The sequence below is a fragment of the Mesorhizobium sp. G2-6-1 genome (assembly GCF_055809095.1).
In genome coordinates this window covers 2,033,335-2,058,834 of record NZ_CM147896.1, presented here as the reverse complement: position 1 = coordinate 2,058,834, position 25,500 = coordinate 2,033,335, and the positions used below count along the sequence as shown (strand labels likewise).

Here is a 25,500-nt window from a genome sequence, read left to right as displayed (position 1 = left end):
CGTTTCGCCGGTGTTCGCCCGCATCGTTTGCGTTGGCGCCACGTGCCATCCTGTCCTGGTCACATTACACTTACCAGATGAGTTCCCGCATGAAGCTTGAGCGTCATTTGCGCAAGAAGGCAGCTATTTCCAAGGAAACCGAATCGCTAAGAGCACTGCCTGCTTCATCTCATTCGGTTGATGGTGACCCTATCGTCATTCCAAAGTCTTGCCAAGCGTTAATTCATCACCGCCTTCACCCTTTTGTTCGGCTCGAAATACAAGCACCCGGTCATGCCCGGCAAGATCGGCCAAGGCATTCACAACGAGGAAACCGGCATTTTGAAACACCGTGATGACGTCAGATTTCTGTGTGGCGCCGATTTCGACCGCAACGATACCCTCAGCTTCCAGATGTCTGTGCGCGCCTTCTGCGATGGTCCGGTAAGCATCAAGCCCATCGCTGCCACCATCGAGCGACCGGCGAGGGTCGAAGCTCCTCACCTCCACTTGTAAAGCATCAATGTCTTGAGACTTTATGTAGGGAGGGTTTGAGACAATTACATGGTAGCGCCCGGACACATTCGAAAACCAATCCGACTCCAGCGGCGTAAATCGTGATGAAAAGCCCAGTTTTTGGGCGTTTTGATGGGCTGTCGTCAGCGCATCACTTGAAATATCGACGCCCGTCGCACGCGCTTGATGAACTGCGCTGAGCACTGCCAGAGCAACCGCACCCGTGCCTGTGCCAAGATCAAGGACACGACATTGCCCGTCGCGCTCGACCATAGACTTCACCAAAGGCAAGACAGCATCAACCAGCGTTTCGGTATCGGGACGCGGTTCAAGCGTCTCAGGTGAAATCATAAAACGCAGACCATAAAAGTCCCGAAACCCCATGATCCGATGCGCCGGTTCGCCAGCCACGCGCCGCTTCAGCGCCGCATCGATTTTCTGTAGAGAGCCAGCATCGACCTTGCGTCCCGGATCGGCAATCGCCTCCGCCCGCGTTGTTCCAGAAAAATGTTCAACCAACAATCGCGCATCCAGCGCCGAATCAGCAACCCCGGCTGCCGCAAGTTGCTGGCGCGCGACGCGAATCAACTGACCAAGCGAGATCAGGCAGCACCTCAACCATCGACACCGAGATCGGCGAGCAATTTGGATTGATGATCGGCCATGAGCGCATCGACGATTTCATCGAGTTCACCCATCATCACCCGGTCAAGCTTGTAAAGCGTAAGGTTGATACGGTGGTCGCTCACCCGCCCCTGCGGAAAGTTATAAGTGCGGATGCGTTCCGAACGATCGCCGGAACCAACCTGGGACTTACGCGATTCGGAGCGTTCCTCATCTGTCCGGCTGCGCTCCATGTCATAAAGCCGGGCGCGCAGGATTTGCATGGCGCGGGCACGGTTTTGATGTTGCGATTTCTCGGCTTGCACCACCATGATGCCGGTTGGCAGATGGGTGATACGCACCGCGGAGTCCGTCGTGTTGACATGCTGCCCGCCAGAACCTGAAGCGCGCATCGTATCAATGCGGATTTCATCAGGCCTGATGTCGATATCCACCTCCTGCGCTTCGGGAAGAACCGCAACGGTCGCGGCAGACGTGTGGATACGCCCCTGCGCTTCCGTTTCGGGAACGCGCTGCACCCGGTGAACGCCGGACTCGAATTTGAGATGGGCAAAAACGCCTTTGCCCGAAACCGTGGCGATGATTTCCTTGTAGCCTCCAGCATCTCCATCGCTCGCCGACGCCACCTCAAAGCGCCAGCCGCGCGAGGCTGAATAGCGTTCATACATGCGAAACAGATCGCCTGCGAAAAGAGCGGCTTCGTCGCCACCAGTACCTGCCCGAATTTCAAGAATGGCATTGCGCTCATCCGCAGCATCCTTGGGCAGAAGAAGTATCTGAATGTCCCGCCTTAACGCTTCAATGCGCTCATTCACGCCGGGCATTTCGTCTTCGGCCAGCGCGCGCATTTCACGATCCGTCGCCTTGTCATCCAGCAACACCTGAAGGTCCGACAACTCGTGCTCGACGCCGTTCAGCGCCCTGATCTTGAGCACCAGATCCTGAATATCGGAATATTCGGACGCCATTTTTACATAGGCATCGGCAGCCGGGCCAGCCGCCATTTGCGCCTCGAGCATCTCGAAGCGTTTGACGACCTGATCCATACGGTCACGGGGAAGCGTAGTCATGATTGGAACCCGATCTCGATCTTACAACGGAATCGATCGATCATCGGCAAAGGCCTGCAACAATGCGCGCAAAGGCAAACCGGTCATCGATGCCGACAAATTATCGTCAAAGAATGCCGAAAGCTCTGCCAATGGCAACTCCGTCAGCATGGCCTTGACCGGGCCGATCGACGCAGGCGACATCGAGATCGACCGGAACCCGAGGCCGATAAGCGCCATCGCTGAAATCGGTTTGCCGGCAAGCTCGCCGCACAAGGTCACGGGCGTGTGGTTGCGATGTCCGGCGTCCGCAATCTGCTTCAAGACCCTCAAGAATGGAATGCAAAGGGGATCGAACCGGTCCGCAAGCCGCGTATTGCCACGATCCACGGCCATGACGAACTGGAACAGATCATTGGAGCCGACGGACACGAAATCGACGGCCTTCATCAATTCGTCGAGCTGGAACAGAAGCGAAGGCACCTCCAGCATCGCGCCAAGCTTGAGGCTGGTTGGCAAATGATGGGCGAAGCGAGACAGATGGCGAACCTCGCGATCTATGATTTCACGCGCCTGCACGATCTCATCGAGTTCGGTGACCATCGGCAGCATGAGCTTGAGTTCACGCCCGCCCGCCGCCTTAAGCAGTGCCCGTATCTGCGTGCGAAGCAGGCCCGGCCTGTCCAGTGTCAGCCGGATTGCGCGCCAGCCAAGTGCCGGATTTTCTTCCTGCGTCGTGTTCTTGAAATAAGGAAGCACCTTGTCGCCACCAATGTCGATGGTGCGAAAGGTCACCGGCTTGCCGCGCGCAGAATCGAGCACATCCCGGTAGAGCTGTTCCTGGGTTTCTGCGCGCGGAAAGGTTGAGGCAACCATGAACTGCAACTCGGTTCGAAACAGGCCGATGCCGCGAGCCCCGGATTCATCGAGCTGCGGCAGGTCGACCATCAACCCGGCATTTATCAAGAGATCGACCGGCACACCGTCTTTGGTTTCAGACGGCTTGTCGCGCAATTCGCGGTAGATTTCCTGCCGGCGCGCCCGAAACCGGACTTTCTCGGTATAGGCAGCTTCAAGGTCAGGCTGCGGCCTCAGATGAACGCCCCCTTCCTCACCATCGACGATAATGGCATCGCCATTTTCAGCCATGGAAACGGCGCCTTTGACCTGCCCGGCGACCGGTATGCCCATGGCGCGCGCCACGATAACCACATGGCTGGTGGCCGCGCCATCTTCAAGCACCAGACCGCGCGTCTTGTCGCGCGGATAATCCAGCAATTCGGCAGCTCCCATGGAGCGCGCCACAATGATGGCATCCCTTGGCAAGGACGCTGCGACATTTTCAGGTCCGCGCCCCAGGAGTTGGCGCAAAAGCCGGTTGGCGAGATCGTCAAAATCGCTCATCCGCTCGCGCAAATAGGGATCGGTCATATGTATCATGCGCGCGCGCATGTCGCTTTGGACCTTTTCCACCGCCGCTTCTGCGGTTAGCCCATTGCCGATCGCTTCCTCCAGTCGCCGCACCCAGCCGCGATCATTGGCAAACATGCGATAGGCTTCCAGCACTTCGCGATGTTCGCCCTCGAACGCAACGTCGCGCCGCTGGAGCATGTCATCAATGGAAAGTCGAAGCGAGCCGAGCGCCGTTTCCAGCCGGCGCACCTCTTCTTCACTGTCTTCATTGAACAGATTGGTGACGACGATGCGCGGCTCGTGCAAGACGACATGGCCAAGGCCGATGCCCTCATTATAGGCAACCCCCTTGAAACTCGCCGGACGCTTCAGATCGAGCTCGATTCCGGGACGGTTGAGCCTTGCAAGATCACCTGTCGCAATCATTTCCGCGATCACCATCGCGGTGGTTTCCATCGCCTCTATCTCGTCGTCGCGGTAGCTGCGCATGGTCTTGTTTTGAACCACGAGAACGCCAAGCGTGCGTCCTGCCCTGAGCACCGGAACACCCAGAAACGAGCTGTAAATCTCTTCACCCGTTTCCGGCAGATAGGCAAAGGCAGGATGCTCCTGTGCATTGGAAAGGTTGAGCGACCTCGCACTGGCTGCAATCGTGCCGACAAGGCCCTGTCCCAGACGCAATTGCGCCAGATGGACGGCGCTCGGGTTCAGGCCTTCGGTGGCATAAAGTTCAAGAACGGAGTCTGAGCGAAGCACATAGAGCGAACAGACCTCAGCCACCATGTTCGAGGCGATATCGCGCACAATCCGATCAAGCCGCTCCTGTGGCTCCAGCGGCTCTTGCATGAGCTCGCGGAGCCGTCGTAGCAAAACGCGTGGGCCGACGGCCGTCTCACGCATCGCGGCTTCTTCTCCGTTGGTTATTGCACAGCACACATCTTCATGCGCACGGGCATTTAACGCAAATGCGAACTTGTCACACTTACTGCTTATCCAGACCGTAGACGGAATGCAAAGTGCGAACCGCAAGTTCGGTATAGGGGCCATCGATCAGGATAGAGATCTTGATCTCCGAAGTGGTGATAGCACGGATGTTGATCGCCTTTTCCGACAGCGCCTTGAAAGCCGTCGCCGCGATGCCTGTATGGCTGCGCATACCAATGCCGATAACCGACACTTTGGACATCCCGTCGTCATGCTGGACGGCGTCATATCCGACCGTTTGTTTCACCGTCTCCAGCACTGTCAGCGCCTTGCCGACATCACCTGACGGCACGGTAAATGTCATATCCGTCGATTTGCCATCTTCCGAGATATTCTGGACGATCATATCGACATTGATATTGGCCTCGGCGAGCGGGCCAAAAATACCGGCAGCGACACCGGGTCGATCTGAAACCCGGCGCAGCGAAATCTGAGCCTCGTCCTTGGCATAGGCAATTCCGGTGACAACCTGCTGTTCCACGATTTCATCCTCGTCGCAAATAAGCGTTCCAGGTGGATTGACCAAGTCCCCCATTCCGGGCGCATCAGGATCGTCGAAAGACGACCGCACAAAAGTACGCACCTTATGCACCATGGCAAGTTCGACCGAGCGAACCTGCAAGACTTTGGCACCCAGGGAGGCCATTTCGAGCATTTCCTCGAACGATATCTTTGCCAGTCGTCGCGCCTTGGGCTCGATGCGCGGGTCGGTCGTATAAACCCCGTCGACATCGGTGTAGATGTCGCAACGATCGGCCTTGACCGCCGCAGCAATCGCCACCGCACTGGTATCGGACCCGCCTCGTCCAAGCGTAGCGACGCGATTGTCGGGGCCTATCCCTTGAAACCCTGCCACCACGGCCACCTGCCCTTCACCGAAGCGCTTGATAAGAAATGTCCCGTCAATGTCTATGATGCGTGCTGCACCATGTGCGTTGTCCGTCTTGATCGGAATCTGCCAACCCTGCCAGGATCGTGCATGTACACCCATATTCTGCAAGGTAATTGCAAGAAGCCCCGCAGACACCTGTTCGCCCGAAGCAACAACAGCATCATATTCACGCGCATCATGCATTGGTGAGGCTTCACGCGTCCAGCCGACCAGTTCATTGGTCTTGCCAGCCATCGCCGACACCACCACGGCGACTTCATGGCCCGCGTCCACCTCGCGTTTGACGTGACGCGCAACATTGCGGATGCGGGCGATGTCGGCGACCGAGGTCCCGCCGAATTTCATCACAATGCGCGCCATGGAACTGGATTGCCTTTGGATATCTGGACGAAAACGAAAAAGCGTCGGCAACAACCGGATACCGATGCGGTGCCTGCTTAGCCAAATCCTGATTGCTGTGCAAGCGAGAGAGCCACCGACCTCATCTTTTGTAAGAAATGTTGCCTTGACTTTCCGCTTCTCAAACCCGACTTCCTAACGCGTCGGAGTGCTATCAGCCAAAGCCGACCGGTAGCAGGCTGAGCAACACCCCGACATTTCGGTTAGACGCATGAGCGCCAATGTCACCGGATTTTGGCGCAGCGAATGCCAGGAGATCATCAATGCCCAATACCCGACGATCGACCATCGACGCCGGCGAAGTGGAACGCTTTTCAGCCCTTGCCGCTGAATGGTGGAATCCAAACGGCAAATTTCGCCCCCTGCACAAGTTCAACCCGATAAGGCTTGCCTATATTCGCGATCAGGTGGCGCACCGATTTGGCCGCGACCCGCGCGAAGCACGCCCCTTTGAAGGTCTTCGCATTCTCGACATAGGATGTGGTGGCGGCCTGTTGTGCGAACCGATGGCGCGACTGGGCGCAAAAGTGGTCGGCGCCGACGCCTCGACCACGAATATCGAAGTTGCACGGCTCCATGCGGCCGAGGCAAACGTCGAAGTAGACTACCGCGCGACAACTGCGGAAGATCTTGCCGACTCAGGCGAGAAGTTCGACATCGTTTTGAATATGGAAGTGGTTGAGCACGTTGCCGATATGGACCTGTTCCTGAGCAAATGCGGCGAAATGGTCAAGCCCGGCGGCATCATGTTTGTTGCCACCATCAATCGCACGTTGAAGGCGCTCGGTCTGGCAATAATCGGTGCGGAATATGTGCTTCGCTGGCTGCCACGCGGAACCCATCAATTCAACAAGCTGGTTCGCCCGGATGAACTGGAGAAGGCGTTGATCCAGGCTGATCTGACTATCACGGACCGGACTGGCGTGATTTACAACCCGCTCGCCGACCGTTGGCAACAATCCAAAGATATGGACGTCAATTATATGGTGCTGGCGGAAAAAGCACAGGCCGCCTGAGGCGAGGGCGCAATTGAAATTCGAGCCGAAATAACACCATCAGTTCTGATCGTCGGGAAATACCGGCATCGGCATGAAATCGATGCCATCTTCGGCCATATCCTTGGCTTCATCAAGTGTTGCTTCGCCGTAGATGCCGCGCGCGTCGGCTTCGCCAAAATGTATCTTGCGTGCTTCTGCCGCAAACTTGTCGCCTACATAATCGGCGTTGGCGCGAACTTTCTCGGTCATCGCTTTCAGTTCGAGCATCATTTTGCGCTGTTCCTCGCCCATGGCGAGGGCAACTTTCTCCTGTTTTCGCCCCGTTGAAACGGCAGGTGCCATCAACGCCTTCTCAACCTTGCGCGAACCACAGGACGGGCAATCGACAAGGCCGCGCTTGGCCTGTGTCTCGAAATCGTCATTGCTGCGGAACCAGCCCTCGAACTCATGGGCGCGTTCGCAAACAAGAGAAAAGCGGATCAACAGGCCGCTCCCTTGAGGTTTACATCATCACCCGCATTGGCAATTTCTAGCGTGAACTCGCGTCCATTTTTCAGATTGGGGATTTTCTTGCGTGCCTCAATCGATTGGGAAGGGTCGATTTCAGCAATAATCACGGCCGGTTCGTCATGCGCCGCTTCTGCCAGAATACGGCCCCACGGGTCGATGATCAACGAATGGCCATAGGTTTCACGGCCATCTTCATGCACCCCGCCCTGTGCAGCGGCAACGACGAAAGCACCGTTCTCGATTGCCCGCGCGCGCAACAGAACATGCCAATGCGCTTCACCTGTCTGGCGGGTAAAGGCGGCTGGTACCGACAGAATTTGCGCGCCCGCTAGCGCCTCTGAACGGAACAGATGCGGAAAACGCAGATCATAGCAGATCGAAAAGCCAAGCTTGACGCCATTGACCTCGGCAACAACAGCCTCGGCACCCGGTTCATACGCCGCAGACTCCCGCCAGCTTTCGCCATTGTCGAGATCGACATCGAACATGTGTATCTTGTCATAAACGGCGCGCATGGCACCGTCGCGCGAAAACAGCAGCGCCCTGTTGGCAAGCTTGCCATCCGCCCGCAAAATTCCAGTGGAACCAATATGCAGGTAAATACCCAGTTCCTTCGCCAGCCTGCTGGCGGTCGCGACAATGATATCCTTGTCCTCAGTTGCAAAAGCTGCCGCACCAGCTTCCTTGTCGCGTACAATAGCCCCGGTCATCTCCGGTGTTTGAACATAGCTGGCACCTTGGCTTGCCGCCTCGCGAACCATTCTTTCAAGATCGACCGCGTTGCGTTTCGGCTCAACGCCTGAGCGCATCTGGATAGCGGCTGCTTTGAAAACGCCCATTGAATTGCCCTCAACTGAAACTTTCCTCGGCCAGCAACTTATCGAGACGACCCTCGGATTCCAACGCATGAAGTTCGTCGCAGCCGCCAACATGGGTTGAGCCGACAAATATCTGCGGAAAAGTTGCACGCCCATTGGAGCGCGAAACCATCTCCTGACGCAATTGCGGGGAAAACGACGCATCATGCTCGGTAAAGGCGACGCCCTTCTTTTCGAGCAGGCGCTTCGCCGCAGCGCAGTAGCCGCACATCATGCGTGTATAGATCGTCACGTCGACCATGGGCAACATCCACACCGTTGTTATCGAACTTATATAGGTGCTTGCTCGTCCGCCCGGAAGCCCCCTGGCAACACACGCGCAAAGGTCAATACGTCAACTTTTGACGCACCGCCTTTCCTGAGAGCATTGGTAACGGCGCACACGGTCGCCCCGGTCGTATAGACGTCATCGACCAGAAGTACCCGACGCCCCGCAATTTCGATCTCTGATTCCGGCGGCACCCGGAAGGCGGCGCGCACATTTGCCTCGCGTTCGTGGCGCTCCAGCCCCACTTGCTGGCGAGTCAATTTCACACGATCGACCGCCGAAGGTGCAAAGGGCAGGCCCGAGAGATGAGAAAGTGATCGGCCAAGCTCCGCAGACTGGTTGAATTTACGCCTGAAGAAGCGCCGCCAATGCAAAGGCACCGGCACGATCACTTCGGCGTCCGTGAACAATTCCGCGCCGGCGCGATACATCCAGCGCGCCATCCACGGTGCAAGATCGGTGCGATCATTGTATTTCAGCCCTCGTACCATCTGGCGCGCTATCCCGTCATAGGTAACGGCGGCGCGCGCCCTTTCGAATGGCGGCGGGTCGGCAATTGCTTCCGCGCAGACGAACCCCTCACCCATATCATACAAGAACGGCGTTCCCATCACCGGGCACCAAGGCCGCTCCAGCATCCGCAATTGCGGCCAGCACGCGCCACATAAAACCCCGGGCCGCGAAACGAAGCGTCGGCACCCGGCACACACAGGCGGAAACAAAAACTGTCCTGGCCAGCTTAAAATCGTGCGGACATGGCTCTTGAACTGTACCATTGGATAGGCCACGTGAAATATTGCAGGTGGTCTTGTATCAGACCTGAAGTTTGTGGAAACCGGCTTTCCACCCACAGACGCTTAAAAAACAAGGAATGAGAGCAGCTTCCAGCCTAATCGAGAGCAACGTCGCTCCATCCATCACCGGGACATTCGCCTTGCAGTCAATATTCGACACTTCCCTATGGCTTGCGCACAAGCAACGCGCATTGGCGCACCCCGTGCGTGGTGCCGATTTTCTGATGCGGCGCGTCGCCGACGATCTTGCTGAGCGCCTGGCCCCCGTTGGCCGAAAATTCGAGAAAGCCGCCGCATTGTTTTGCCAGACACCCGCCGCAGCCGAAGCGCTCGCGGCAAGTGGCAAAGTGTCCGAGATTATCCGCGTCGAAGCAGACCGCGCATTTTTTGATGAAAGACCGACAGACGGTGAAACCGAGCTTGTCGCAGCGTTCGAGACGGTCCCGTTCGAGCCTGAAAGCCTCGATCTGGTTGTTTCGCTTCTGTCTCTACAGGCTATGAACGATATTCCAGGCATGTTGGTGCAAATTCGCCGTGCACTAAAACCGGATGGGCTTTTTCTGGGTGCTATGGCTGGCTCTGGAACGCTGGACGAATTGCGTGAAAGTCTCCTGTCTGCCGAAACCGAGCTTTACGGCGGTGCCAGTCCGCGCGTGATCCCGTTTGCCGACGTGCGCGATACAGGGGCGCTGCTACAACGCGCCGGGTTTGCTCTGCCCGTGGCCGATGTAGAAGCAACCACCGTGCGTTACGACACAATGATTGCGCTGATGGCCGATTTGAGAGCTATGGGTGAAACCAGTATGTTAAGCGCCCGCTCGCGAAAACCGGGAACGCGAAAGCTGTTCGCGGCTGCGGCCGATTCCTACGCAGCACGGTTCTCCGACGCTGACGGGCGTGTCAGGGCCAGCTTTTCTATCGTATGGATGTCAGGTTGGGCACCGCATGCTTCTCAGCAAAAGCCAATGAAGCCGGGCTCAGCAAAAATGTCGCTGGCAAAAGCGTTGGAAAATTACGAGAACCGTTGACGGTCGAAAAATCGAGGATTTCTTCTTATCGGAAGGCGTTGGCCAATTGGCTGTTGTTGCCATCCCAAAGCCATGTCAACGCACCAGCAGCCTTGCCCACGCCACCAATAATGGCAAGCGAAAGCAGTGCTGCAATCAGGCCGTATTCGATGGCCGTTGCGCCGCGCTCGTCATCCAGAAACTGTCGAACCAAAAGGGGCATGATTGTCTGTCCTCTCGACCCTGACACTACCAGTGACCTGTTAAGAAAGGTTAATGAGAGACGCTTAACGGCAGGTGAACCCGGCGCTCGTCATTTCATCAACAATACTGCACCCGGATGGTAGCGTTACGCGGAGCCAGATCAGCACTCGCCGCTACGAACGCCATTGCTGCGGATTACGCAAACCGACCCCGGCGATGGTTGCAGCACGCTTTTACGAATCGTGTAGGAACTCGCACCAACGGAACCGGTGCTCATCATGTCGAGCCCTGCGCCATAACCGGAGCGGGCCACCTGCTGGCGGCCTTCGCGTGCAAGATAAGGCGTAGCAATCAACGCAAGCGCGACGGCTGCCGATCCAAACAACAATGTTATGCGCACGAGCCCCATGCCAGCATTCACGGCGCGCGAGCCATGATCGACATGTTTTGGTTCCCAATCGCTGTCGATATTCATATGCCGGTTCCCAACCCAAGTGATGCAGCCAAACGGCTTTCGTTCAATTTTTCACGGCAAGATAAATCTTTGATTAACGCTGTACTTCCAGCGTCCAGAAATATGGCGCTTACAATAGATCCATGAGGAACGGGATCAGCGGTGCATCGGCGGGCGGCATAGAATACTCACGCAACTGGCGCGGCCTTACCCATTTCAATGCTTGCGCCTCTTTTGGCTGCGGTATGCCCCAAAACCGGCGGCAGACATAGAGCGGCATCAGAAGATGGAAATCGTCATAGCTATGGCTGGCGAAAGTCAGTGGCGCCAGGCAGGCTGTCTTCGTCTCGATACCAAGTTCTTCATGCAGTTCGCGCACCAGAGCATTCTCAGGCGTCTCACCCGGTTCAACCTTGCCGCCCGGAAACTCCCACAAGCCAGCGAGTTGTTTGCCTTCCGGTCGCTGGGCGATCAGCACGCGCCCATCGGCATCCACTAACGCGCACGCCGTGACCAGAAGCAGGCGTCTGGGGGTATCAATCAATGCATTCAGGCTCCCGCCGGACGGCGATAGTGATAGCGATAAACTTCACTGAACCCGAGTGCATGATAAAGCGCCAATGCAGGTGCGTTGTCGGCTTCCACCTGTAGCCACGCCTCGCGCGCACCGCGCAACCGCGCCCATTTCAGGGCGGATAATATGAGGCGCCGGCCATGCCCCTGCTTGCGCACATCCTTTTCAGTTCCAATTTCAAACAGGCCGGCAAGATCGCCCTCGTGGACGCAAATCAGCGTTGCCAGCGCTTCGCCGCTGAGTTCTTGCACGAACAGCCCGGCCTCAGGTTGAATCGCCCCGATGATTTCCGAAAGCCCCGGCCTGAGAGACGAATTCGAGCCATGAACCTTGAGAACGGCACTGACGAAACGACTGATATCTCTCAACGGAATCTGGTCCATGGCGTCATGAACGGGCGCATTGGCAAGCGGCATGCGCATAACCAGCGATTCCGACAATCTTTGCCAGCCCTGCTCGTCGAAATATGCGGAAAGCTCAGGCCCCGACAGCGGTGAAACCCGAAAGGTAATCGGTCGGCCATAGGCTTCAAACCGGCGGCTGGCGCGTGAAATGCGTTCAGATATTTGATAGACATCGCCCGGATCGAGCGGATTGACCGAATTCAGCCGTCTGGCCGGATGTCCGGCCGTCAGCCTTATCACCCAGGTGCCATCATAATGAACCGCCGCCGCAGGCCACGCCCTGAAGCCCGCTGCTTCGAACCGGCGCACGATGGCAAGTTGTTCGGATGGGTGTATCGAGGTCAAATCAGCTCCGATAATCGCCGTTGATTGCGACATATTCCTTCGTAAGGTCGCAAGTCCAGACAGTGGCTTTGCCGCGCCCGAGGCCGATCTCGGCGCGAATGCATATCTCGTCACGCTTCATATAGGCCGACGTTGCTTCTTCCGAATAGGAAAGATCGCGTTCACCCTCGTAAGCAAGACGGTTGTCCCCAAACCAGATCGAAAGCCGGTCACGGTCCGCCGGTTCACCCGCCTTGCCGACAGCCATGACTACCCGGCCCCAATTTGCGTCTTCGCCAGCCACGGCCGTCTTGACCAGCGGTGAATTGGCGATTGCCAGCGCAATGCGCTTGGCCGAGCGGGCGGATTTCGCGCCGGTAACGGTCACCTCGACCTGTTTGCGCGCACCTTCGCCGTCTCGCACCACTTGCAAGGCAAGCGTTTTCAGAATTTTTCCAAGCGCACGCCGTACCACGCCAAGACGCGCATCCTTGGGATCGTCGATCAGCGCCACACCACGCCTGGCAGCAGCACCTGTTGCAAAAAGAAGCAGCGTATCGCTCGTCGACGTATCGCTGTCGACGGTGACGGCGTTGAAGGTCTTGCCAACTCCACGCGCCAGAAGATCTTGCAGCACCGGTGCCGTAATGGGAGCGTCTGTTGCGACAAAAGACAACATCGTCGCCATATCAGGCGCAATCATCCCCGCACCTTTGGCAATGCCATTGAAAGTGACGTCAATACCTCCAAGCTTCACCGTCGCAGTCGCCACCTTCGGATAGGTGTCGGTGGTCATGATCGCCTTCGCGGCTTCGCTCCAAAGTTCAGGCTTAGCGTCACGCACCATACCATCCAGCAGATGGCTGAACTTGCTTGCATCGAGCGGTTCGCCGATGACACCCGTCGAGGCAAGGAAGACATCGCCGGGTGCACAATTAGCGGCTCTTGCCGCCGCTTCACCCGTCATTGCCGTCGTTTCACGACCTCGCTTGCCCGTAAAGGCGTTGGCGTTGCCTGAATTGACCACCAGAACACGTGCCTTGCCACCGGCCAGATTCTGCCGACAGAAATCAACCGGAGCAGATGGGCATTTCGAGCGCGTGAACACACCGGCAACAGTCGTCCCAGGATCAAAGACCATGACCAGAAGATCAGTTCTGCCAGAATATTTGATGCCAGCCTCTGCCGTAGCCAGACGAACACCCTCAATAGCCGGCATTTTTGGATATTTTCTGGGCGCGAGCGGCGAAATCGTTACTGACATGGGAGCCTCGAGCTTGATGATGCGCGAATGCGATGGACTTGCCCGGGTCGAAGACGACCGACTTCGATCCGGTTGGCCTGTGCACGAAAACGGCTTGGTTGCGCTGGGCGGTCCCAAGCCGGGTTAGCGCTACTTGGCCCCACCTTCTGCCGCATCGACAGCCTTTTTCAGATCGGCATCGGGAATATCGACCTTGGCAGCAGCGCGCGCCTCCTTCACCAGCGCGAAATACTTGTCGCGCACCACCAGGGATTTCACCCGATCCTTGACCTTGTCGAAGGCCGGCGGCGCTTTCGCCCGCTTGTCTTCAACTTTGATGATATGCCAGCCAAACTGCGTTTTGACCGGTTCTTTCGTGTAAGAACCAACGTCGAGTGCCAGGGCAGCCTTCTCGAATTCGGGAACCATCTGGCCCGGTCCGAAATAACCGAGATCGCCGCCATTGGTCTTACCGCTTGGATCACTGGTATGTTCGTTTGCAAGCTTCTGGAAATCCGCACCATCGTCGAGTTGCTTGATGATGGCGTCTGCCTCTTCCTTGGTCTTCACGAGAATGTGACGGGCATGAACTTCATTGACCGGGGGCATGTTTGCCATTTCGGTGTCGTAGCGGGCACGAATTTCGTCGTCGGTTATTTTGCCGACAACTTCCTTCTCAACCACTTGCCCATGCAAGGCCCGTTCCTGCAGGAATGCGGCACGACGCATAAAATCGGGGTCCTTATCCAGCCCATCGGCAACAGCCTTGGCCGCCAAGACCTTGATCTCTATTGCCGCAGACAGAGCCGCGCCGCGGCGTTGTTCTGGCGGAAGCTGCGCAAATTGTTGCGACAACTCTCCTTCTGCAAGCATCAGATCAGCTTCGGTCACGGGTTGCCCGTTCACGGTCGCGACGACGGCCTTCATATCAACAGGAGCAGCGGCTTCTGAAGCGGCAGGCTGGGCTGGCACGGCTTCCTCGGCAGCAAGAGGCGACAGCGAGAAGACCGACAGACCCAGCGCAATGGCGATGGCAGCTGTCGAGACGTGACGAAAAGTAAATGGCATGAAAAAAGACTCCAATGGAGATTGTCAGGACGTAATGTACTTTCAGATCAGCCAGAATGTGGCGAAATTTGGCACGCCCAATGAAAATAACCTAGCGTTGACATCGGCGAAGCCCCTCTTATCTGTCCAACGACTCGGCGTCCACAACGGTTTTCAGGGCGCGTTCTGGCTGATTTGTTCGCTCAAGGGCGGTGTGACGTGGCCGTCCGGCTGTCGTTGTAATGTTCAAGTATGCATTCGAAAGGACCATTAATGGTCAGTCTCGGCGGCCTCGCCCGTAAGGTTTTCGGTTCCTCCAACGACCGTCGCGTCAAGGCTAATCGCCCGCGCGTACAGGCAATCACAGCACTCGAAAGCGAGGTGCAGGCTCTCAGCGATGATGAGTTAAAAGCGCGCACCCAAAAATTTCGTGACGAAATTGCCAATGGCGCAACGCTGGACGACTTGCTGACCCCGGCATTTGCCACGGTACGCGAAGCCTCGCGCCGCGTTCTGGGCTTGCGTCCCTTCGACGTCCAGATGATTGGCGGCATGGTACTGCACGGCGGCGGTATAGCCGAGATGCGCACGGGCGAAGGCAAGACGCTGGTCGCCACCTTGCCGGTCTATCTGAATGCGCTCGCCGGCAAGGGTGTCCATGTCGTCACCGTCAATGATTACCTTGCCACCCGCGATTCCGAATGGATGGGGCGTCTCTACAAATTCCTCGGCCTGACCGTCGGCGTCATTGTTCACGGCCTGTCGGATGAGGAAAGGCTTGAAGCCTATGCCTGCGATGTAACCTACGCCACAAACAACGAACTCGGCTTCGACTATCTGCGCGACAATATGAAATACGAGCGCTCCCAGATGGTGCAGCGTGGTCATCATTACGCAATTGTCGATGAGGTGGATTCGATCCTGATCGACGAAGCGCGCACGCCCCTCATCATTTCCGGACCACTCGAAGACCGCTCGGAAATGTACAATACCATCGACAAGTTCATGCTCAAGCTTGAACCGGCCGACTACGAAATCGACGAGAAGCAGAAAACATCGATTTTCACCGAGGAAGGCACCGAAAAACTTGAGAACCTGCTCCGTGACGCAGAACTGTTGAAAGGTGCCTCACTTTACGATGTCGAGAACGTCGCCATTGTTCATCACGTCAACAATGCGCTGAAGGCTCACCGGCTTTTCCAGAAAGACAAGGATTACATCGTCCGCAACGACGAGATCGTCATCATCGACGAATTTACCGGGCGCATGATGCCGGGTCGACGCTATTCGGAAGGCTTGCATCAGGCATTGGAAGCCAAGGAACACGTCACTATCCAGCCCGAAAACCAGACGCTTGCCTCGGTGACATTCCAGAACTACTTCCGCCTCTACGGAAAACTGGCCGGAATGACCGGAACTGCGCTGACCGAAGCGGAAGAATTCGGCAATATTTACGGGCTCGACGTCACCGATATCCCCACCAACCTCCCCGTCAAACGTATTGATGAGGACGACGAGGTCTATCGAAGCGTCGAGGAAAAATACAAGGCCATCGTGCACGAGATCAAGGCGGCCCATGCCAAGGGTCAACCAACACTTGTTGGCACGACGTCGATCGAAAAATCCGAATTGCTGGCTGAGCGCCTGCGCAAAGAAGGTTTTAACGACTTCGAAGTTCTCAACGCCCGCCACCATGAGCGCGAAGCATCGATCGTCGCCCAGGCAGGCAAGCCCGGTTCCATCACCATTGCCACCAACATGGCAGGCCGCGGCACCGACATCCAGCTTGGCGGCAATGCCGACATGCGCATTGTCGAAGAATTGGCCGACATGCCTGAAGGCCCGGAGCGCGAAGCAAAAGAAAAAGCCATTCGCGATGACGTGGCAAAGCTGAAAGAAAAGGCTCTGGCTGCCGGCGGTCTCTACGTCCTTGCCACCGAACGCCATGAATCGCGCCGCATCGACAATCAGTTGCGGGGTCGTTCGGGCCGTCAGGGTGATCCCGGACGCTCGAAATTCTTCCTGTCACTTCAAGATGATCTGATGCGTATTTTCGGCTCCGAGCGCATGGACGGCATGCTCAAGAAGCTGGGCCTGAAAGAAGACGAGGCAATCATCCACCCGTGGATCAACAAGGCGCTTGAGAAAGCGCAAACCAAGGTGGAAGCGCGCAATTTCGATATCCGCAAGAACCTCTTGAAATATGATGACGTGTCCAACGATCAGCGCAAGGTTGTGTTCGAGCAGCGCATTGACCTCATGGACGGCGAGGGTCTGCCGGAAATGATTGCCGAGATGCGCGAAGGCGTCATCGAGGAAATCGTCGTCAAGGCCATCCCGGAAAACGCCTATCCGGAGCAATGGGACATTGTGGGTCTCAAGGCAGAAGTGGCGCAATACCTCAACCTCGACCTGCCCGTCGACGAATGGGCCAAAGAAGAGGGCATCGCCGAAGACGACATCCGCGAACGCATCACCCAGGCGGCAGATGCAGCAGCAAAAGACCGCGCCGAGCGGTTCGGCCCCGAAGTGATGACATATGTCGAACGCTCCGTTGTCTTGCAGACCCTCGACCATTTGTGGCGTGAGCAGATCGTCAATCTCGATCATCTTCGTTCAGTTGTCGGCTTCCGCGGCTACGCCCAGCGAGATCCGCTTCAGGAATACAAGGGAGAAGCTTTCGAGCTTTTCCAGACCATGCTCGGCAATTTGCGTCAGAACGTCACGGCACAGCTTATGCGTGTCGAACTGGTGCAGCAGGCAGCCGAAGCGCCACCACTTGAAGCGCCGGAAACTTTTGGCCAGCATATCGACGCGACATCTGGCGAAAACGACTTCGGCGATTCGCAAGTCATGCTGAGAAGCGAGACCAGTTCCGTCGTTGCTCCGCAAGATCGCGACCCGAACAATCCGGCGAGTTGGGGTAAAGTTGGCAGAAACGAAGCCTGTCCTTGCGGGTCGGGCAAGAAATTCAAACATTGCCACGGCGCTTTCGCTTAAAAGATAGCGGTTATCACACGGTCGCGCAGTCGGCTCCCGCCGGGTCCACTTCGGCCATCCGAGGCAACCCCTGCGCGACTCGCGCCGGGGATATCGCGCAACTATTGAAAAAGTTGCGCCACTCTCTCAGCGGCGCTAAAGGGTGAGAGTGGAAACAACCGTCGCCGCAACAGACATGTGGGAACCCGCAGTCCTGTCATCGCTCCCGAATATCACGAAAACTTGTTTTTTGCCCTGGCTCATGCGCTAGGCGTAACAATCTGCCTCCGGAAAACGAACTTCAGGAGAATAGACCTGTGACCGGCAGGGATGAGAGTGAATTATCCTGCCAGCTTCGAGAAGCAATTGCGGGAGATGAGAAGGCATACGCCGAGTTTCTGCGCCGGGTTACGGTTCTCGTTCGAGCTTTTGTACGACGCAAGATCGTGCATGGCGGAGTCGATCCCGAGGATGTTGTGCAAGAAACATTGCTGGCCATTCACCTGAAACGACACACATGGCGCACCGATGCGCCGCTAATGCCGTGGGTTTATGCGATTGCACGTTTCAAACTGATTGACGCGTTCCGGCGGCGCGGACGCCGAATTGAAATCGCGATTGACGAAATCGCCGACAAAGTGGCGCAGCCCGAGACAGAAAAAGCAAGTGCGCGCGATATAGGCCGGGCGCTCGATTGCCTGCCGCCAGCGCAACGAGCCGTTGTTTCGTCGATATCGGTCGAAGGTCACTCAATCAGCGAAACAGCAAAACAGCTTGGAACCAGTGAAACGGCCGTGCGGGTATCGCTTCATCGCGGATTGACGGCAATTGCCAAACGCTTTGGGCTGACGTGACATGAAAACAGAAGACCTGATAAGGGCGCTGGAAGCCGACAATCAAACCCGGACATTTCCTCTGGGCAGGGTCTGGCGCATTGCTCTGGTACTTGCCATCGTCATTGCCGCGCTCGTCTTCCAGCCGGTACTCGGCCCCCGCGCCGATTTTGCACAAGCCGCCCAAACGATACGCTTCCTGTTCAAGTTCGTGTTTACCGCGACCCTTGCAGTCAGCGCATTCGCCCTGCTTCAAAAACTCTCCCGACCGGGAGAAAAGACAGCGATGCTCACTGCCTGTTTGGCAATTGCACCGGCATTGATGGCCATCGCCATTGTGCTGGAGATGATTACTGTCCCGGAGCGGCAATGGGGCACGCGTCTGATCGGCACCTACATGTATGCTTGCCTGATCTCCATTCCGCTGATCGGCATCGGACCTCTTGGCGTGTTTATCATTGCGCTGCGCCACAGTGCTCCGGCTCGCCCCGCGCTCGCCGGTGCTGTCGCTGGCCTGCTCGCCGGAGGCATTGCTGCAACCTTCTACGCCGCCCATTGCATTGACGATTCACCATTCTTCGTCGCCACTTGGTACACGATCGCCATTGCAGCACTCGTCGCCATCGGCGCGCTTGCCGGGAAGCGTTTTATTCGCTGGTAGAAATTTCTTCGCTGCAACCTGACGCCTGGGACAATTCCAGGAAAAGTGTGCGACGGCTTTTTGACAACGACACGCTTTTACCCAACCCTCTATGGCTCCAGCACGACATCCCAATAGAGATAATCCATCCAGCTTTCGTGCAGGTGGTTTGGCGGGAACATGCGGCCATTATTGTGAAGGTCTTGCACGGTCGGCTGATAAGGCTTCTGCATCGGCCACATCTTGGCATGCGCAGGCATCAGCCCCCTTTGCGTAGATTGCATGGGGAGCATGCGGCGACTACGTTGCCCCACGTCGTCGCGCCGCCGCAACGCCGTGGGACCACATGGTCGAAGGTGAGGTCCTCCGTCGTGTTGCAATACTGGCAGCGAAAGCGATCCCTCAAAAATACGTTGAAACGGGTGAACGCCGGGTGGCGCGAAGGTTTCACATAGGTCTTCAGGGAGACGACGCTTGGCAGTTGCATCGAGAAGCTCGGCGAGGAGACAGCATGCTCATATTCGGCAACGATGTTGACCCGTTCGAGAAAAACAGCCTTGATCGCATCCTGCCACGACCAGAGCGACAAGGGGTAATAGCTGAGCGGACGATAATCCGCATTCAGCACCAGCGCGGGAAGCCCATCCGGAGATATGGCAACCGTCACGACCTTTTCCTCCTTGAATTCGTTCTAACGGCGCGCATACTGTAAGCCGTACATGACAGCGATGTGAAGCAGATTGTCGATTGAAAAAGCGGCTAAAATCGCGTGATTCCAGTGTTTTTTGTACGTTCAGGCCGATGGCGCGGCGTCTCTTCCTCTCATTTCACGGTAATAGGACCAAAAAAGGCGGGATGCGACACCACGCCAGGGTGCCCATGATTCGGCCAGTTTGATCAGGGTCTTCTCGCCCGGTCGCGGCGCGATCGCGAACGCATCGCCAACCGCGCTTTGCAAAGCGACATCTCGTGCCGGAAAGATATCCGGGTGCCCTGCCGAAAACAGAAGATAGCATTCGGCGCTCCACGGCCCGATACCAGGCACCGCGGTCAGCAAATTCATAGCCGCGGCAGCGTCGATTGTGCACAGATGGTTGAGGTCAAGCCCGTTTTCGACGGCTTGCGCCATCGCAAGAAGCCCTCGTTGTTTCGGCCGGGATAACCCCGCCTGACGAAACAGGCTGTCATCCGCCGCCAGCATCGCAGATGGCGTCAGCGGGTCGAGAAGCATTATCAGGCGGCCGAATATTGCATCTGCACTGGCACGCGAAACCTGTTGCGAAACGATGATCGAAGCGAGACTGGCAAAACCCGGTTCGGATAGCCGCAAGGGAACATCGCCCGCTAGGCTGCGAACTCTGTGCAGGCGCGGATCGAGAGCGCACAGCGCATCGAGCCCCTTGGCAATGTCATCGAGGGTAGCAATACGGTGCATGATTGCCTTTCTCTTCAAAAATTGGCGATCTGGCTCCAGACGGTTGGCCGTCCAGCTTGGCCATGACGCTTGACTTCCGGCTGTGAAAGATACCAATCGGTGGATATTAATCACAACCCGATTGTCTGCTAGTGTCCCGAATCTGAAATTCGCATCATTATTCTAGTGCGGTTTTAGAATTTGAAGTTTGTATCGGAGACCTCGAAATCAAATCCACCACACTAGGACACGATGAGCCTCCTGACATTTCGTTTCGCGCCAAGCCCAAATGGCGAACTGCATCTTGGCCATGCCTATTCCGCCCTTCTCAATCAGCAGATGGCGGCAGCAAATTCCGGGCGCTTGCTTCTTCGTATCGAAGATATCGACATCACGCGCTGTACGCCTGAAAACGAAACGGCCATGCTTCGCGACCTCCAATGGCTTGGCATTGAGTGGAGCGGGCTTGTTCGGCGCCAGTCGCAACATTTCGCGGCCTACAAGGAAATTCTCGATAATCTGATCCGTGATGAGTTAGTCTATCCGGCATTCATGAGCCGTGGCGATATCCGCGCCCATATCGCCGAAAGCGAAAAACGCGGACAAGACTGGCCACGCGACCCCGATGGAGTGCCCCACTACCCCGCCCTCGATAAAGAGCTTTCTAAAAAGGAACGCCGCAGCAGGATTGCCGAGGGCGCACCGTTTGCATGGCGATTGGATATGCAGGCGGCAACAGCCCGGATGTCTGAAACACTGGCGTGGATGGAATATTCGGATGAGACCTTGTCAGCATCGCGCCTCGTCGAAGCACGGCCTGCCGATTGGGGCGATGTCATCATTGCACGGCGCGATATTCCAACCAGCTACCATCTTGCTGTCATAGTCGACGATGCGCTGCAAGGTATCAGCCATGTCGTGCGTGGAATGGATTTGTTTTCTGCAACCAGCGTCCAGCGTCTGCTCCAGGAATTACTGGGTCTGGCACAGCCCCGCTATTTTCATCACCGCCTGATCCTTGGGCCGGACCGGCGCAAATTGTCGAAAAGCATGAAGGACACAGGACTGGCCACCTTGCGTGACGCGGGAGCTACACCGTGCGACATCCGGCATATGATTGCCGCCCGCCTTCAAGGCTCGACTAGCGCCGCGCAAATCCCGCTTTGAGCATCGCGAGGATGCTGACCAATGCCAAACCACCGGAAAGACCGCAGGCTACGACATATTTGATATTGCCCAAGGCGATGCCAAACCTGTTTGCAAGGTAAATGGCGCCGATGAAGCCTATCGCGACAAGCAAGGCGTTACCGGTCGAGCCAAACCCGTTTTCCGCCAGGATGGCATTGAGTATCGAGCCTGCGATGAATGCAAATACGGCCACGATGGTGAGGCCGATCATCAGCGTACTGGTGTCCATGTTCCAAAGCATGGCCGTTCCTTTCAGGAGCCTCGGGGCACCGGTCTTCAGGTGCCGACCATTCAATTTCGTTTAGTTTATAGTTAAGCCGTTTCTTTTTGCTTGCACCATGCAATCGCATTAGAGCATGCGCCTTAGCATAATTTTCACCAATCCTCATGGACTTTCAATGCACGCCATCAAGTCATTAGTTCCAGCCCTGTTTGTCGTCCTCTGGGCGACAGGCTTTATCGGCGCGCGCTACGCCATGCCCTGGGCCGAGCCGTTTACATTTCTTGGGGTGCGGTTTGTCACCGCCTCGATCTGTTTTGTCGTTCTGATGCAGGTTTTGAATTCCAGAAGAGCATCCTTCCGTGGAGTCCTTCATGCCCTCGGTGCCGGTGCGCTGATGCATGGTGTCTATCTCGGCGGCGTGTTCTGGGCGATCCACCGTGGCATGCCGGCCGGCCTGTCGGCGCTAATTGTTGGATTGCAGCCGCTGATTACCGCAGTCATGGCGGGCAAGGTGCTGGGAGAAAAAATACTTCCGCGCCACTGGGGCGGTCTGGCCATCGGCTTTGCCGGAGTGATCATCGTGTTGTGGCCAAAACTCGGCACGCTGGGCAGCGGCATCACTGCCGAAACTCTGGCTGCGGTGCTGGTATCCGTGATCGGCATGAGTGCCGGTACCATTTGGCAAAAGCGTTTCGGGTCAGGCGGCGATCTGATTACCGCAACATTCTGGCAATATGTCGGAGGCGCGGCCCTGGTCATACCCGCCGCATTGCTTTTTGAGACGCACAGGGTTGTTATCAATGGCGAAATCATTTTTGCCCTTGCATGGCTTGTTCTGGTGCTGTCGGTCGGCGCAATCTTCCTCTTGATGGTCATGATCCGCGAGGGCGAGATGTCAAAAGTCGCATCGCTTTTCTACCTCGTACCGGCGGCAACCGCAGTCATGGCCTGGATGCTGTTTGGCGAACACCTCAATCTCGTCCAGATTTTCGGCATGGCCGTGACAACACTTGGCGTTGGTCTGGCGACCGTTCAGTCGCCGACCCGCGCACGCGCCTCAAGGTAGCGGCTGATGGCAGCATTCAACTCCCCGCCGAGGATAAACAGTGCCGAGACGATGTAGAGAAAAACCACGGCAATCATGATCGAGGCCAGCCCAGCATAGGTGCTCACATATGATGAGAAATTGTCGAGATAGGTCGCAAACATCGTCGAACCAACCAGCCACGCGATCAAGGTAAAAATGATGCCCGGCACGATGGACACGAAACGGCGTCTGCCGGCAGGAAGCCAGAAATGCACGGCAACCAACCCGCCTATGATGACGGTGGAGGCAATCACATACCGCCACAGCGTGATCGTTCCCATATAAGGCGCGATCCATTCAAATTTGGCGACTGCCAGACGAGCGAGCAACGGGGCGAATACAAGAAGCACGCTGATTGCCAGAAAGCCCGCTGTGGCGATCAGCACAAAGACGAGGCTTTGCACGCGCCGATAAATGATGCCGCGTGTTTCGGTCACCCGATACGCCCGATTGAGCGAGGTTCGCAGCGCCTCGATACCGTTTGAGGCAAAGAAGGCGGCAAGCACGACGCCATAGGTCAGCAGGTCGCTTCGCTGAACGGTCAGCACATTGAGGACTTCGCGTGCAATCGGTTTAGCAATCTGCTCGGGCCATGTGTCGAAAACCAGATGCACCGCCGTATCGGAGAAAGCCTGGGCACCAAGAAAGCTGGCCAGCGTCGTGGCGAAGATGAGGAACGGAAACAGCGCCATCAGCGCGGTAATTGCCAGATGACTGGCCATAGCCCAGCCATCATCGGCATTGAAGTGACCAAAGGCGTCGGAAAGTACGCGTTTCAGGGCAACGATATTGCGTAACAATGACTGGTCCTGTGATTGTATCCCGTCCGCGAATATGGGAAGGGTTTGCGACAAATGACAAGTCTTGAGAAAGCAACGCCTGTCGAGGCCAAAGAGTTGCGCACCATTATCGTCACCGGAGCATCGTCAGGAATTGGCGCATTTTGCGCGCGTGCCCTGAAGGCGGACGGATGGCGGGTCTTTGCAACGGCCCGCAGGTATGAGGATATCGCAGCACTGGAAGCCAGCGGCATCGAAGCTTTCCATCTTGACTATTGCGATCCGGGTTCAATCGAACTGTTGGTCACTTCGGTGCTTGAGCGCACCGGTGGGCGACTTGATGCACTTTTCAACAATGGTGCCTATGCCCAGGCGGGAGCTGTCGAGGATTTGCCGGTCGACGCGCTCAGGCATCAATTTGAAGCCAATTTCTTCGGCTGGCATGACCTCACCCGTCGTGTCCTTCCGGTGATGCGCCGTCAAGGGCATGGGCGGATCGTTCATACCTCATCGATCCTTGGCATGATGCCTGCGCGATTTCGTGGTGCATATTGCGCCTCGAAATATGCACTCGAAGGCCTGATGCTTTCCCTTCACCAGGAACTGGAAGGCAGCGCCATCCATGTTTCACTGATTGAGCCGGGACCAGTGGCGTCAAGCCTTCACGATAGCGGCCTCACCTGGTTCATGAAAAACATCGACCATGCAAGTTCACCCCACAAGGCGAAATATCAGGCGCAACTCGAACGATTGCGGTCAGGCAGCAAGCATTCGCGCCTGCAAGCCGGACCGCAAGTCGTCTACAAGGCTCTGAACCATGCACTTGTGTCGCGGCGTCCACAACCGCACTATGTGGTAACCAAGCCAGCCAGAGTCGGCTTCATGCTCAAGCGGCTATTGCCTGCTGCATGGTTTTACCGCCTGCTCGCCAACAACGCGTAATTGAACCAGACTGGGATTTCCTATGGCAACCGTATTCAATGTTCTCGCCATTGTGTTCATGGCTGCCGTGGTCATCGTCTTGCTGCGCGGGCTTTTAAATATGATGCGCGGCGGTTCCAGCATGACCTCGAATAAGCTGATGCAGGCACGCGTTCTGCTCCAGTTCATTGCCCTGGTTCTGATTCTGCTGGCTGTGTATTTCACACGCAAATAGCGCCACTTTTGTAGCATGGGAGAAGCTGGCAAATGGTCAAGCTGAACAAGATTTACACGCGCACCGGCGATGATGGAACCACCGGTCTTGGCACCGGTGAGAGGCGATTGAAGTGCGATATGCGGGTGGAAGCCTATGGCACTGTCGACGAAGCCAATGCCTGCATCGGGCTTGCCCGCATTCACACCGCCGCTCACCACCCGGAAATTGATGTGATACTCGCGCGCATCCAGAATGACCTTTTCGATCTCGGTGCGGATTTGGCAACGCCCGACACCGGCAAACCACTGGATTACGAGCCGTTACGCATCGTTCCATCGCAGGTTGAACGCCTTGAGGCGGATATCGACCTGCTCAACAAAGACCTTTCGCCGCTTCGCTCCTTTGTCCTGAACGGAGGAGCACCCGCTGCCGCTGCACTCCATCTTGCCCGCACCGTGGCGCGGCGCGCCGAGCGGGTCATGGTAGCCCTCGCCCGCAACCCTGACGAGCGCGTCAACAGCGAAGGTGTCAAATACATCAACCGCGTCTCCGATCTTCTGTTCGTGGCTGCTCGCACAGTCAATGACAAGGGAAATGCCGATGTGCTATGGGTTCCGGGCAAGAACCGCTGACACAGCCTTCAGAAGCGGAGAGGGTC

At 56.7% G+C, this 25,500-nt stretch carries 27 protein-coding genes and 1 pseudogene; 10 read left to right on the top strand and 18 right to left on the bottom strand.

Annotation, left to right across the window (positions count from 1 at the left end):
• Positions 1 to 195: 195 nt before the first annotated feature.
• The 4 genes from prmC to AC0L7S_RS09970 all read right to left on the bottom strand — a co-directional run bounded on the left by prmC (position 196) and on the right by AC0L7S_RS09970 (position 5,817).
• The gene (gene prmC, locus AC0L7S_RS09985; protein WP_473470717.1) at positions 196 to 1,113 is read right to left on the bottom strand and encodes a peptide chain release factor N(5)-glutamine methyltransferase; all 918 of its coding nucleotides are present in this window, start codon (positions 1,111 to 1,113) and stop codon (positions 196 to 198) included.
• Positions 1,110 to 2,189, bottom strand: coding sequence for a peptide chain release factor 1 (prfA, locus tag AC0L7S_RS09980; RefSeq protein WP_473470715.1), 1,080 nt, complete (start codon positions 2,187 to 2,189; stop codon positions 1,110 to 1,112). Before prfA ends, prmC begins: the two co-directional genes overlap by 4 nt.
• Before the next feature lie 21 nt (positions 2,190 to 2,210).
• Entirely contained in the window at positions 2,211 to 4,481 is a 2,271-nt protein-coding gene (gene ptsP, locus AC0L7S_RS09975) for a phosphoenolpyruvate--protein phosphotransferase (protein ID WP_473470714.1), read from the bottom strand.
• Positions 4,482 to 4,563: 82 nt separating this feature from the next.
• Complete coding sequence (locus AC0L7S_RS09970) at positions 4,564 to 5,817, bottom strand: aspartate kinase (protein WP_473470713.1); 1,254 nt, start codon at positions 5,815 to 5,817, stop codon at positions 4,564 to 4,566.
• 302 nt (positions 5,818 to 6,119) lie between these two features.
• Here AC0L7S_RS09970 and ubiG point away from each other — a divergent pair, with 302 nt between their 5' ends.
• Positions 6,120 to 6,872, top strand: a complete 753-nt coding sequence (ubiG, locus tag AC0L7S_RS09965) for a bifunctional 2-polyprenyl-6-hydroxyphenol methylase/3-demethylubiquinol 3-O-methyltransferase UbiG (protein WP_473470712.1) — start codon at positions 6,120 to 6,122, stop codon at positions 6,870 to 6,872.
• Positions 6,873 to 6,911: 39 nt separating this feature from the next.
• Here the strand turns inward: ubiG and AC0L7S_RS09960 are convergent, their stop codons facing one another.
• From AC0L7S_RS09960 to AC0L7S_RS09945, 4 genes are read right to left on the bottom strand one after another with little or no spacing between them, the layout of a single operon-like run.
• Positions 6,912 to 7,337: a DUF1178 family protein gene (locus AC0L7S_RS09960; protein WP_473470711.1), complete on the bottom strand. Its 426-nt coding sequence runs from the start codon at positions 7,335 to 7,337 to the stop codon at positions 6,912 to 6,914.
• A complete protein-coding gene (locus AC0L7S_RS09955; RefSeq protein WP_473470710.1) occupies positions 7,334 to 8,203 on the bottom strand; it encodes a carbon-nitrogen hydrolase family protein in 870 nt (289 codons plus the stop codon). The genes AC0L7S_RS09960 and AC0L7S_RS09955 overlap by 4 nt, the downstream gene beginning before the upstream one ends.
• Before the next feature lie 10 nt (positions 8,204 to 8,213).
• Entirely contained in the window at positions 8,214 to 8,483 is a 270-nt protein-coding gene (gene grxC / locus AC0L7S_RS09950; RefSeq protein ID WP_473470709.1) for a glutaredoxin 3, read from the bottom strand.
• 29 nt (positions 8,484 to 8,512) lie between these two features.
• On the bottom strand, positions 8,513 to 9,298 hold the full coding sequence (locus AC0L7S_RS09945) for a double zinc ribbon domain-containing protein (protein ID WP_473470708.1): 786 nt from the start codon (positions 9,296 to 9,298) through the stop codon (positions 8,513 to 8,515).
• A 146-nt stretch (positions 9,299 to 9,444) separates the two neighbouring features.
• Between AC0L7S_RS09945 and AC0L7S_RS09940 the strand changes: the two genes are divergently transcribed.
• Positions 9,445 to 10,332: a methyltransferase domain-containing protein gene (locus tag AC0L7S_RS09940; protein ID WP_473470707.1), complete on the top strand. Its 888-nt coding sequence runs from the start codon at positions 9,445 to 9,447 to the stop codon at positions 10,330 to 10,332.
• A gap of 25 nt (positions 10,333 to 10,357) precedes the next feature.
• Here AC0L7S_RS09940 and AC0L7S_RS09935 read toward each other — a convergent pair whose 3' ends face one another.
• The 6 genes from AC0L7S_RS09935 to AC0L7S_RS09910 form a co-directional block, all read right to left on the bottom strand.
• Positions 10,358 to 10,534, bottom strand: coding sequence for a Flp family type IVb pilin (locus tag AC0L7S_RS09935; protein ID WP_473470706.1), 177 nt, complete (start codon positions 10,532 to 10,534; stop codon positions 10,358 to 10,360).
• A 141-nt stretch (positions 10,535 to 10,675) separates the two neighbouring features.
• A complete protein-coding gene (locus AC0L7S_RS09930; protein WP_473470705.1) occupies positions 10,676 to 10,990 on the bottom strand; it encodes a hypothetical protein in 315 nt (104 codons plus the stop codon).
• 109 nt (positions 10,991 to 11,099) lie between these two features.
• Positions 11,100 to 11,513, bottom strand: a complete 414-nt coding sequence (gene mutT / locus AC0L7S_RS09925) for an 8-oxo-dGTP diphosphatase MutT (RefSeq protein WP_473470703.1) — start codon at positions 11,511 to 11,513, stop codon at positions 11,100 to 11,102.
• Between the two features lie 5 nt (positions 11,514 to 11,518).
• Positions 11,519 to 12,325, bottom strand: coding sequence for a GNAT family N-acetyltransferase (locus AC0L7S_RS09920; protein WP_473470702.1), 807 nt, complete (start codon positions 12,323 to 12,325; stop codon positions 11,519 to 11,521).
• On the bottom strand, positions 12,294 to 13,535 hold the full coding sequence (gene argJ / locus AC0L7S_RS09915; RefSeq protein ID WP_473470701.1) for a bifunctional glutamate N-acetyltransferase/amino-acid acetyltransferase ArgJ: 1,242 nt from the start codon (positions 13,533 to 13,535) through the stop codon (positions 12,294 to 12,296). The genes AC0L7S_RS09920 and argJ overlap by 32 nt, the downstream gene beginning before the upstream one ends.
• Before the next feature lie 129 nt (positions 13,536 to 13,664).
• Positions 13,665 to 14,582 carry a peptidylprolyl isomerase gene (locus AC0L7S_RS09910; protein WP_473470699.1) on the bottom strand — a complete coding sequence of 306 codons (918 nt, stop codon included), beginning with the start codon at positions 14,580 to 14,582 and terminating at the stop codon, positions 13,665 to 13,667.
• Positions 14,583 to 14,834: 252 nt separating this feature from the next.
• On the opposite strand from AC0L7S_RS09910, the gene secA reads away from it, so the two are divergent.
• The 3 genes from secA (at position 14,835) to AC0L7S_RS09895 (ending at position 19,034) form a co-directional block, all read left to right on the top strand.
• The gene (secA, locus tag AC0L7S_RS09905) at positions 14,835 to 17,561 is read left to right on the top strand and encodes a preprotein translocase subunit SecA (RefSeq protein WP_473470698.1); all 2,727 of its coding nucleotides are present in this window, start codon (positions 14,835 to 14,837) and stop codon (positions 17,559 to 17,561) included.
• Positions 17,562 to 17,857: 296 nt separating this feature from the next.
• On the top strand, positions 17,858 to 18,394 hold the full coding sequence (locus AC0L7S_RS09900) for a sigma-70 family RNA polymerase sigma factor (RefSeq protein WP_473470697.1): 537 nt from the start codon (positions 17,858 to 17,860) through the stop codon (positions 18,392 to 18,394).
• 1 nt (position 18,395) lies between these two features.
• Positions 18,396 to 19,034 (top strand): NrsF family protein, encoded by a 639-nt coding sequence (locus AC0L7S_RS09895; protein WP_473470696.1) that lies wholly within the window; start codon positions 18,396 to 18,398, stop codon positions 19,032 to 19,034.
• An 89-nt stretch (positions 19,035 to 19,123) separates the two neighbouring features.
• Here the strand turns inward: AC0L7S_RS09895 and AC0L7S_RS09890 are convergent.
• A pseudogene (locus AC0L7S_RS09890) lies at positions 19,124 to 19,680 on the bottom strand (HNH endonuclease).
• Between the two features lie 126 nt (positions 19,681 to 19,806).
• Complete coding sequence (locus AC0L7S_RS09885; protein WP_473470695.1) at positions 19,807 to 20,448, bottom strand: DNA-3-methyladenine glycosylase family protein; 642 nt, start codon at positions 20,446 to 20,448, stop codon at positions 19,807 to 19,809.
• Between the two features lie 231 nt (positions 20,449 to 20,679).
• On the opposite strand from AC0L7S_RS09885, the gene gluQRS reads away from it, so the two are divergent.
• Positions 20,680 to 21,594, top strand: coding sequence for a tRNA glutamyl-Q(34) synthetase GluQRS (gene gluQRS, locus AC0L7S_RS09880; RefSeq protein WP_473470694.1), 915 nt, complete (start codon positions 20,680 to 20,682; stop codon positions 21,592 to 21,594).
• Here the strand turns inward: gluQRS and AC0L7S_RS09875 are convergent.
• The gene (locus AC0L7S_RS09875) at positions 21,569 to 21,856 is read right to left on the bottom strand and encodes a hypothetical protein (RefSeq protein ID WP_473470693.1); all 288 of its coding nucleotides are present in this window, start codon (positions 21,854 to 21,856) and stop codon (positions 21,569 to 21,571) included. The genes gluQRS and AC0L7S_RS09875 overlap by 26 nt on opposite strands.
• A gap of 157 nt (positions 21,857 to 22,013) precedes the next feature.
• Here AC0L7S_RS09875 and AC0L7S_RS09870 point away from each other — a divergent pair, with 157 nt between their 5' ends.
• Complete coding sequence (locus AC0L7S_RS09870; RefSeq protein WP_473470692.1) at positions 22,014 to 22,904, top strand: DMT family transporter; 891 nt, start codon at positions 22,014 to 22,016, stop codon at positions 22,902 to 22,904.
• Here the strand turns inward: AC0L7S_RS09870 and AC0L7S_RS09865 are convergent.
• A complete protein-coding gene (locus tag AC0L7S_RS09865; RefSeq protein WP_473470690.1) occupies positions 22,871 to 23,725 on the bottom strand; it encodes a YihY/virulence factor BrkB family protein in 855 nt (284 codons plus the stop codon). The genes AC0L7S_RS09870 and AC0L7S_RS09865 overlap by 34 nt on opposite strands.
• 54 nt (positions 23,726 to 23,779) lie before the next feature.
• Between AC0L7S_RS09865 and AC0L7S_RS09860 the strand changes: the two genes are divergently transcribed.
• Genes AC0L7S_RS09860 through AC0L7S_RS09850 form a run of 3 tightly spaced genes read left to right on the top strand, consistent with a single transcriptional unit; the run spans position 23,780 to position 25,474 of the window.
• Positions 23,780 to 24,646 carry an SDR family oxidoreductase gene (locus AC0L7S_RS09860; RefSeq protein ID WP_473470689.1) on the top strand — a complete coding sequence of 289 codons (867 nt, stop codon included), beginning with the start codon at positions 23,780 to 23,782 and terminating at the stop codon, positions 24,644 to 24,646.
• Between the two features lie 22 nt (positions 24,647 to 24,668).
• A complete protein-coding gene (locus AC0L7S_RS09855; RefSeq protein ID WP_473470688.1) occupies positions 24,669 to 24,860 on the top strand; it encodes a twin transmembrane helix small protein in 192 nt (63 codons plus the stop codon).
• A 32-nt stretch (positions 24,861 to 24,892) separates the two neighbouring features.
• The gene (locus AC0L7S_RS09850; RefSeq protein WP_473470687.1) at positions 24,893 to 25,474 is read left to right on the top strand and encodes a cob(I)yrinic acid a,c-diamide adenosyltransferase; all 582 of its coding nucleotides are present in this window, start codon (positions 24,893 to 24,895) and stop codon (positions 25,472 to 25,474) included.
• Positions 25,475 to 25,500: the final 26 nt, after the last annotated feature.